This is a genomic window from Solihabitans fulvus (assembly GCF_008386585.1).
In the GTDB taxonomy this organism is placed as follows: Bacteria; Actinomycetota; Actinomycetes; order Mycobacteriales; family Pseudonocardiaceae; genus Solihabitans; species Solihabitans fulvus.
This window is the reverse complement of sequence record NZ_VUOB01000139.1, coordinates 1-5,272: the sequence shown is the minus strand read 5'-3', so window position 1 is coordinate 5,272 and position 5,272 is coordinate 1. Positions and strand designations below refer to the sequence as shown.

Genomic DNA, 5,272 nt, shown 5'->3' with positions numbered 1-5,272 from the left:
GGCCGGCGAAACGCAGCCAGCCACGGAAGAGTGTGCGCTGGCGGCTCATGGTCAGGAACAGCTTCGGCGGCTCGGTCCTGGTGATCAGTCCGCTGATCCGGGCGAAGGCCCAGGCGAACAGACCCGTGTCGGTCAGGCCGCCGGGCGCGATTCGCGGGCCGGTCATGACGCCACCGTAAGCGCGCGGCGCAGCACGGCGTTGAGGGTGCGCATGATCGCGACGTAGGCGGGTGGGCACAGCCGCTGTAGCAGGTGCGCGATCCGGACATCGGCCGAGGTGTAGATCAGGTAGCGGTTGCGGCTGACGCCGGCGATGATCGCCTCGGCTGCGGCCTCGGGGGTGACCGCGTGCCGCCGGAACAGTGCCTGCATCCGTCGGAACGCCCGGCCGTTCTGGTCCACACCGGCGATCTCCATCGTGTCGATCAGTCCGGTGCGCACACCTCCTGGGCACACCAGGCTCACGCCGATTCCGTGCTGGCGAAGGTCGAAGCGCAGTACCTCGGACACGCCGCGCAGCCCGAACTTGCTGGCGCTGTAGGCGGCGTGCCAGGGCAGGCCGAGCAGGCCGGCCGCGGAGGCCACGTTCACCAGATGGCCGCGCCGCCCGGCCGTGATCATCGGCGGCAGGAACGTCTCGATCACGTGGATCGGCCCCATGAGGTTGACGTCGACCATCCGCTTCCAGTGCTGGTGTGAGAGCCGGTCCACCGTTCCCCACACCGATGCCCCGGCGATGTTCATGACCACGTCCACGCTGCCGCCGCGGCCGTGGATCTCTGCGGCCAGCTGCTGTACGTCGGCCAGATCGGACACGTCGGCTGTCCGCTGGCAACCCACCACGCCACCGGCGGCCTCGACCAGTGCGGCGGTCCGGGCCAACCCGTCCGCGTCGAGGTCGGTCAGCAACACCTCGGCCCCGACCCGCGCTGCCAGCAGCGCCGTCGCCCGGCCGATCCCGCTGGCAGCGCCGGTCACCAGAACGCGCCTTCCGGCCAGCTCCATGACTGGGACTCTATCCACGAACAATCTTGTTCGTCAATCAGCTCGACTCGCTCGCGGCGAGGCATATTGCTAGATCGGGGACCGGTCCCACCAGGGCGGCACCGCCCTGGATCACTCGCAGCCCGTCGGCCACCGGCACACCTTCCTCGCGCCTGACGACTCAAGGCAGCGCCTACAAACGCGGCTGCCACCGCGAGGACCAACGACAGGTCCCTGACCGTGATATGCCCAGGCCGCAGCGACAACCCAAACGAGTGGACAAGTGCCAGCCCGGAAGGGTTCGATTCGATCATGCCCAAGACGTTGGCCACCGCGACGGTCGATCGGCCGTTGCGTCACGCTCATCTGATCACCGCCAAGGGCGACTCTCACCGGCTGGCTGAGGCGCTGGCCGGCAAGGGGGTGGTCTCGTTGACCTGACCGGTCATCCGGAGAACTGATGTCCGTCAGCCTGGAGTTCTGTTGTCCGCCCACCCGGCGGTCGGAAGTCCGTCCAGCTGGAGCTGTTCGTGTCCGTTGACAGTCAGATGCGAGAGGGTGGGAAATGAGAGTTTCAGCCAACGTGCGGCGGACAAGATGGCTCCGGTCGGCGCTGCTTGTCGCGATGTCGACAGTCGCTGTATCCGCACTGGTCGTCCCGGCCGAGGCAGGGGCCGAGCCTGCCGGCTCTGGCCAACGTCAGCAGCAGTTCACCGATGCGGCACGGGAGTTCGGAGTGCCGCGAAATGTCCTGCTCGCGGTGTCCTACAACCTGACTCGGTGGGAGGTCCACAGCGGCCAGCGCAGCGTCGATGGCGGATATGGGCCGATGGACCTGGTCAGTTCGGACGGCACCATGTCCGAAGCCCGCGATGGACGCGGTGATGGCGTACCAGGCACAACGTCGCGCCGTGACGCTGTCTCGACCAGGCACACCCTTGAGGAGGCCGCGAGCGCACTGGGTGAATCCGTTGAACTGGTGAAGAACGATCCGACGCAGAACATTCGCGGTGCGGCGGCGTTGCTTGCCAAGCAAGCGCGGGTGTCCGGTGTCCTGCCGCGCAGCACCAGCGACTGGTACCAGGTGCTGGCGGCGTATTCCGGCGCGCCGACCGTAGCTGGCGGCGAGGCGTTCGCGGACGATGTGTTCACCACGCTGCGCGCCGGGGCGACCTACACCACCAGCGACGGCCAGCCAGTGTGGCTGCCGGCCGATCCCACACTCACCCCGAACACCGCGAAGACCACGCGGACGCCGGTGGCCGGGGTGCCGTCGCCGGAGTGCCCGGCGGGCCTGGACTGTCGCTTCGTGCCGGCGGCCTATGACTGGTCCAGCACCGACCACAGCGATCCGAACAACTACGGGAACTACGACCCCGCCGAGCGGCCTTCGGACGGCAACAAGATCACCTCGATTGTCATCCACGACACTGAGAGCGCGGCGGCCAGTACGGCATCCCCTTACGATCAGGCCATCGCGGCGTTCCAGAGCCCTGCCTACGGTGCGAGCAGCCACTACGTGATCCGGTCCTCCGACGGCCAGGTCACCCAGATGGTGCCCACCAAGGACATTGCGTGGCACGCGGGCAACTGGACGACCAACGAGCACTCGATCGGCATCGAGCACGAGGGCATCGCCGCGCAGGGTGGCACGTGGTACACCGAGCAGATGTACCAGGCGTCCGCGAAGCTGGTGCGCTACCTGGCCGCGAAGTACAACATCCCCCTCGACCGTCGGCACATCCTCGGCCACGAGGACGTGTCGCGGGAACGCACCGCCAACTTCGGCGCCGCACACTGGGATCCGGGCCCCTACTGGGACTGGGCGCACTACATGGACCTGCTCGGCGCACCGATCAAGGCCACCGCATCCGCTGCGAGCCAGGTCGTCACGATCGATCCTCAGTACAGCGGCAACCAGCCGCTGATGACCACCTGTGACAGCGCGGGCCAGAACTGCGCCGCCCTGCCAGCCCATGGCGCGAACTTCGTCTATCTGCACACCGCGCCGAGTGCGGACGCTCCACTGATCACCGACCCCGTGGTGCACCCCGACGGCACGGCCGGCACCACCCGGATCGACGACTGGAGCGACAAGGCGGTCGCAGGGCGTTCTTATGCGTTGGCCTGCCAGCAAGGCGACTGGACGGCGATCTGGTACGGCGGCCAGAAGGCATGGTTGTTCAACCCCAACTGGTCGGTGGCCGTGCACAGCCATGGTCTGCTGCTGAGTCCCGTGCCTGGCAGTGCGTCGATCCCGCTGTATGGACGCGCTTTCCCCGAGCAGTCCGAGTACCCCTCCACCATCCCGTTCGATCCGGTGTGGACGGTTGCGGCCATCCCGTGGACCATGCCCGCAGGTCAAACCTACCTGGCAACCGGGGTCTTCCGGGCGGAGAACTACTACGCGCGTTTCGACCCGGCCACTGTGCCCGGCAACCACACGTTGGTAACGGGCGACACCACGTACTTCCAAATCTCCTACAACCACCGCGTCGTCTACGTGAAGGCGTCAGACGTCCAGACGCTGCCATACAACGGCTGATCACCTGCACGGGGAGCGCCATTCCGCTAGCGTTTGAATGAGACTGCGGCCCTCGGGACTGTAGTGGCCCCGAGGGCCGCGGTCGTTCGCCCAACAACTCCTGACGAAGTTCGAGGTTGACCAGTCGACGGAAGCAGATGATGCCGCACTTGCAGGAAGGCATCGTGGATGTCGTCGCGAATCTCCCAGCGGACCCGCAGCCGCCGGAACCAGTGCAGCAGCGCGATGCTCTGCTCGACCACCCAGTAGTCGCTCGTCTTGGACTTGCAGTCGTGGACTGACCATCACCAGCGACTACACGGCGCATCACCGCAGGAGACGCCCCCCGCGGTGCTACGGATTCAGACTTCGCGCTCTCGTTGGTCGGTCACCTTCCATCTGCGCTCCATCACCAACGGCACACAAGCCTCGATGACCAGCGGCCTCTCGCCAAACCGTGTGCTACCTGAACGGGCCAGACCCGCCAACGGACCGCCGTCCGAATCGGTGTGCTTACTGTCCGGCTCTGCCCACGGCCTCCGATTCCGGCACCAGTTCCGCGCCGCTCGCGCCCGCCTGCGGCACCTGCGCGACGTCGGCCTGGTTCGCCGGCTGGACTCGTCCTATCCAGCCGGGGTGATCGGATGCGGTGGCCTGTTGCCAGTCGCGTGGCGCTTGCCCCTGTTGATGGGGGCGCAGGGGTACCGGTGGCGGGTAGCCGTTGGTCGGGTGAGTCATGACGCCTGCCCTCCGCGCGAGGTGTTCTCGGGGGTCGGCTGTGGGGGCACCGGTGCGAGCCGAAGACCGTTGGTCGAGACCAGGTCGGCGAACACTCCGGGCACCGCTCGCAGGACCGGCATCGGTTGGCTCTGGACCGGCTCCTGGTGCCGCAATGCCGGTGGCGGCGCCTGTTCGGCGATGAGCACTGTCGCGACCTTGTGCGCGACCTGCCCCAACGCCGAACGGGCGGGCCCGCTGCGTCTGGGCCGGGCCACGCTGGGTCGCCCGCACAACACGGCCGCGCCGCGCGGATCATCCGGAATCCGGCCCAGGGGCTGCACACCGAGTTCGCGGGCGACCTCGACCGGGGAATAGCCCTCGCCGACCAGCAGCATCACCGGTCGCGAGGTCCATCGGCCCATCGCCGGCAGTCGGCGCGCCAGATGCGCGAGGTCATCGGCGTGAGCGCGAGTCAGCAAGATCATCCCGTCGGCTGAGCGCACGATCGGCATCGCCACGGACCCGGTGTCGATCCGGTCGCAGTCCACGATCGCCACCGTGTCTGGCGCGTGCGCGGCAGCCTCCAGGATTCCTGTCCCGGTACTGGGGTCTGCCAGCGCGGCGAGCGCGGCCTGCGCGCGGTCGGCGTCCGGCGGCGCGGTCACCACTGGCAACCCGCCGGGCAAGGTTTGCCCGTGCTGCCACACGGTCGCTGGATCACCGCTGCGCCGCGCGGCAGCAGCCAAGCTCACCAGTCCCGGCGTCGACGCGAGCGAGAACCGCGTCGCGACATCCCCGCCAGAGGGTTCGGCCTCGACCAACAACACCCGCGCCGGGGCCGGCCAACGCGCGGCCAACGCGACCGAGAACGTCGTCACCCCTGGCGAGCCCTTCACCGAGACGACGGCCACCAGCATCACTGACCACCCCCTGAGAGCATCACGATCGACAGTTGGCCCGTGGGCACGGCGGCGACCTGGCGTGCGGCGGCCTGGCTCACCTGCACCGACACCACCGTGGTCTGTGTGTGGTCACCTGAACTGG

3 protein-coding genes and 1 pseudogene are annotated in these 5,272 nt (G+C 68.0%); 2 read left to right on the top strand and 2 right to left on the bottom strand.

The features are described 5' to 3' along the window. Positions 1–162: 162 nt before the first annotated feature. The gene (locus F0L68_RS40790) at positions 163–1,005 is read right to left on the bottom strand and encodes an SDR family oxidoreductase (RefSeq protein ID WP_149855279.1); all 843 of its coding nucleotides are present in this window, start codon (positions 1,003–1,005) and stop codon (positions 163–165) included. A gap of 270 nt (positions 1,006–1,275) precedes the next feature. On the opposite strand from F0L68_RS40790, the pseudogene F0L68_RS44730 reads away from it, so the two are divergent. Together F0L68_RS44730 and F0L68_RS40780 are read left to right on the top strand one after the other, a co-directional pair. Further along, positions 1,276–1,425, top strand: a pseudogene (locus F0L68_RS44730) (IS21-like element helper ATPase IstB); the annotation flags it as partial. Positions 1,426–1,963: 538 nt separating this feature from the next. Beyond that, the gene (locus tag F0L68_RS40780; protein WP_223199598.1) at positions 1,964–3,529 is read left to right on the top strand and encodes an N-acetylmuramoyl-L-alanine amidase; all 1,566 of its coding nucleotides are present in this window, start codon (positions 1,964–1,966) and stop codon (positions 3,527–3,529) included. Positions 3,530–4,242: 713 nt separating this feature from the next. Here F0L68_RS40780 and F0L68_RS40770 read toward each other — a convergent pair. Beyond that, positions 4,243–5,145 (bottom strand): CpaE/TadZ family protein, encoded by a 903-nt coding sequence (locus F0L68_RS40770; RefSeq protein WP_149855276.1) that lies wholly within the window; start codon positions 5,143–5,145, stop codon positions 4,243–4,245. Between the last annotated feature and the right edge of the window lie 127 nt (positions 5,146–5,272).

Bases quoted from the DNA above. Each gene is read 5' to 3' on its own strand.
- F0L68_RS40790 (WP_149855279.1), bottom strand. From the start codon at position 1,005: ATGGAGCTGGCCGGAAGGCGCGTTCTGGTGACCGGCGCTGCCAGCGGG.
- F0L68_RS40770 (WP_149855276.1), bottom strand. From the start codon at position 5,145: ATGCTGGTGGCCGTCGTCTCGGTGAAGGGCTCGCCAGGGGTGACGACG.